Annotated in this window: 3 protein-coding genes; 1 reads left to right on the plus strand and 2 read right to left on the minus strand. The window is 35.8% G+C overall.

Translation table 11 applies throughout. The features are described from left to right. On the minus strand, window positions 1-1,040 hold a 1,040-nt coding region (locus tag B2X72_RS12785), incomplete at its 3' end, for a hypothetical protein (RefSeq protein WP_286849777.1). A 501-nt stretch (window positions 1,041-1,541) separates the two neighbouring features. Here B2X72_RS12785 and lgt point away from each other — a divergent pair. Next, on the plus strand, window positions 1,542-2,360 hold the full coding sequence (gene lgt / locus B2X72_RS12790) for a prolipoprotein diacylglyceryl transferase (protein ID WP_145326804.1): 819 nt from the start codon (window positions 1,542-1,544) through the stop codon (window positions 2,358-2,360). A 63-nt stretch (window positions 2,361-2,423) separates the two neighbouring features. On the opposite strand, the gene B2X72_RS12795 is transcribed toward lgt, so the two are convergent. Further along, window positions 2,424-3,092 carry a response regulator gene (locus B2X72_RS12795; RefSeq protein ID WP_244294278.1) on the minus strand — a complete coding sequence of 223 codons (669 nt, stop codon included), beginning with the start codon at window positions 3,090-3,092 and terminating at the stop codon, window positions 2,424-2,426. Window positions 3,093-3,230: the final 138 nt, after the last annotated feature.

The following is a 3,230-nucleotide window of genomic DNA, read 5'->3' on the forward strand; positions in this document are numbered from 1 at the left end:
ATCTCATTGATACGTTCATTTTCAATACTCTTTGTACTATTTTTATAGTCCTGATAGGCCGAATCCAAGGTAAAATAAGCCCGTTCATAATCTCCTTTTAATGCGTGCGCTACTTGTAGATTCTGATAATAGAATAATTTATTTTGCTTGCCTTTATGTGTTTTGATAAACTGCAATCCAGCATTAAAATAATAGATCGCCGAGTCAACTTGATGATTATTCAAAAAATTTTTTGCCAAATTCGCATACGCATAGGCATTGAGTGCCTTGCTTGAAGATAAATAATTAAAATATTTTTGGGATGCCTCTACCGCTTTTCGACTATTCCCTATGCTAAAGAAATACTGCGCCTGTAAATTATACATGCGCATAATGATAGCAGAATCCGCCGTTTTATTTGCGTAATATTTGCTGCTATCCAGTGTTACTTTTAGCTTCTCAAAATCATGCAATTCAATATACTGCATAAATTTGATCTCCTGATACGCTTGCGCAACACGGGCATCGGATCTATTGGGATGATAATGATACCATGACTCGTTATCTTTGAGCGCCTGGTTATAGTCAGCTCGACGATAATTTGCATTAGCCAATAGATTGAAAAAAAGAAAGCTAAACCTACTCTTATTTTCTAACGCATATTCTTTAGCATCAATAATTTGTTCCATGATGCCAATAGTAGTCACATCATTAAAACTAAAATTAGCCCTTATTTTAAAGTAATCCTTCAGAACAAGCAAATCTGGAGACAGTTTTCTCCCATCAAGGTTTTTCAGCGCGATTTCTATTGAATCTATGTTATCGTCCAACAAATAGTTGTAGGCCAAAAAAATCCAATTATAACCAGAATTATTAAAATACTTATCCTGAGCAAACTCCGCTTTCTTCTTTGCTATAATAGATTGATCCCTAAAATCTTGTAAAGCGAGAAATTTTAATAACGTATCCTGATAGGTTAAATCAAGTGAGTTATCTTCGATATGCGTATTATTTTTAGACGCCTGCTGGCCACTTTGATGACAAGAGAGTAACTGTGCCATGAGCACGAGAGATAAAAAACAAAAAGTAAATCTTGTCAAATTTCGTATCATCAGAATATAACTATCTGTTTAAATTTACATGAAGGTGCCTATATTTTTCCATAACCTCGTTCATTAACTATGATAAGCTTTCACAGGATAAGCAGCTATTAAAGAAATATGCAAGGTACTGTCCATATCATGTTCTCAATTGCCGAATATCGGAATATTATCAAAAAAACAAGATATACTTTCATAAGTATTTAACCCGGCTGATACTTATGCTAATATTCTTCTCCAATAAAAACACCGGTCGCAACCATTGAACTCGCTTATAGGTAATTTCGTTTTACTACCTACGAACATACAAATTGGTCAAACAACGAAAACTTCATAGTTAATAATCGCAGTATATGACTCAATATTTGCATCAATAAAGAGAATTTCGTGTTTTTTCATCAAAGTGTGTAACGAAATATCCCGACCGTACCTATACTATGGAGCATCACGCTAAAACGTCATATGGTAAATAATCTAATCTTAACTTACATAAACTGGAATATAAATAGTGATATCTTTGTTATTCCAATTATTGAACACCCTATTCGCTGGTACGGACTATTTTGGTTATTGGGCATTGTATTATGCTATAAGATACTAGATTCATTATTTAAGAAAGAAGGTCGGCCAACCGAGTTCTTAGATCAGCTAACCATTTATATCGTTTTAGGTACTATTATTGGTGCTAGATTGGGGCACGTATTATTTTACGACCCCAGTTATTACCTGGATCATCCCTTAAAAATAATGGCCATTTGGGAAGGTGGGCTGGCAAGCCATGGCGGAGGTATAGGTATCCTGACTGCAATCTATTTATTTGCAAAAAAACAGCAGCTTCCTTTTCTTTGGGTTGCAGATCGGGTTGCTTTGGTCGTCCCTATAGCGGGGGCTTGCATTCGCCTGGGCAACTTAATGAACTCTGAAATGATTGGAACAGCAAGTAGTTTACCTTGGGCCTTTGTGTTTACCCGTATCGACACGATACCCCGGCATCCGGCACAGCTTTATGAAGCATTATTTTGTCTCCTATTATTCGTATTGTTATATCGTTTGTGGAAAGAAAAAGAGCTTCAACGTAACAATGGAAACTATTTTGCCTTACTATTGGTTTTGCTGTTTTCGTTCCGGTTTTTGGATGAGTTTTTGAAAATCAATCAGGAGCATTTTGAAGACTCCCTATTCATCAATATGGGACAGCTTCTTAGCATACCATTTATTATTATTGGAGCTGGTCTATTTATTTTCAACCGTTTTCAAGAAAGAATACCAAAACTAAAGTAAGGGGATGCGCAGTACTTCCAAAAATCATCACCTATGCCATGGTCATCAGGAACAGAAATTTTATCATGATTTTTTTAATAAGCCATGTTGAAAAGCATATTTTACTAATTCCGCAGTGTTCTTCACCCTTGTTTTATCAATCAAGTTCTGCCGATATCCTTCAACAGTACGCTTACTCAAAAAGATTTTATCTGCAATTTCTAGATTTGTAAACCCGTCCGCGATCAATTCCAATACGTCTAGCTCGCGTTCACTTATTTCCAAATCTAGGATAGTATTCGAGCCAGCATCCGTATAAACCTGACCCGAAGAAACTTGTTCAAGTAAGGCTAAGCTAATTTCTTCACTCATATACCGCCCGCCCTGAGCGACATGCTTTAATCCAAAAAGTAATTCATTATAACCTACATTTTTCAACAGGTAGCCTGAAAGACCATGCTCAAACCCTTCAACCACATAATGAATTTGACTAAGCATGGATAATATCACAACTTTGACCAGCGGATATTTTTGACTGATGCTTTTTAAGAGCTCCATCCCGTCCATATGCTCCATACTTATATCAGTTAAGACAATATCGGGAGCTAGACCATTCGCCAATTTAGACAGGGCTTCCGTACCATCAGATGCCTCGCCTATCACTGCAAATTCTCCATCGGATTCTAAAAGTAGTTTAATACCATTACGTACGACCATGTGATCTTCAACCAATAGTATTTTAACCATATTCATCTTCTTTAGCATTTAAATATAAACTTTCAATTCTATTTTCTTCCAACCATATACGACAATGATGGTGTATTGTATTTTCCGATTTGGAATAAAAAAGAAACAGACTGCATAAACAAAATAAATTTACATTTAATTTTC

The sequence above is a fragment of the Sphingobacterium sp. UBA7253 genome, from assembly GCF_002472745.1.
GTDB classification, from domain to species: domain Bacteria; phylum Bacteroidota; class Bacteroidia; order Sphingobacteriales; family Sphingobacteriaceae; genus Sphingobacterium; species Sphingobacterium siyangense.

Excerpts from the sequence above, each read along its gene's own strand:
- lgt (WP_145326804.1), top strand. The coding sequence starts at position 1,542 with ATGGTAAATAATCTAATCTTAACTTACATAAACTGGAATATAAATAGT.
- B2X72_RS12795 (WP_244294278.1), bottom strand. The coding sequence starts at position 3,092 with ATGAATATGGTTAAAATACTATTGGTTGAAGATCACATGGTCGTACGT.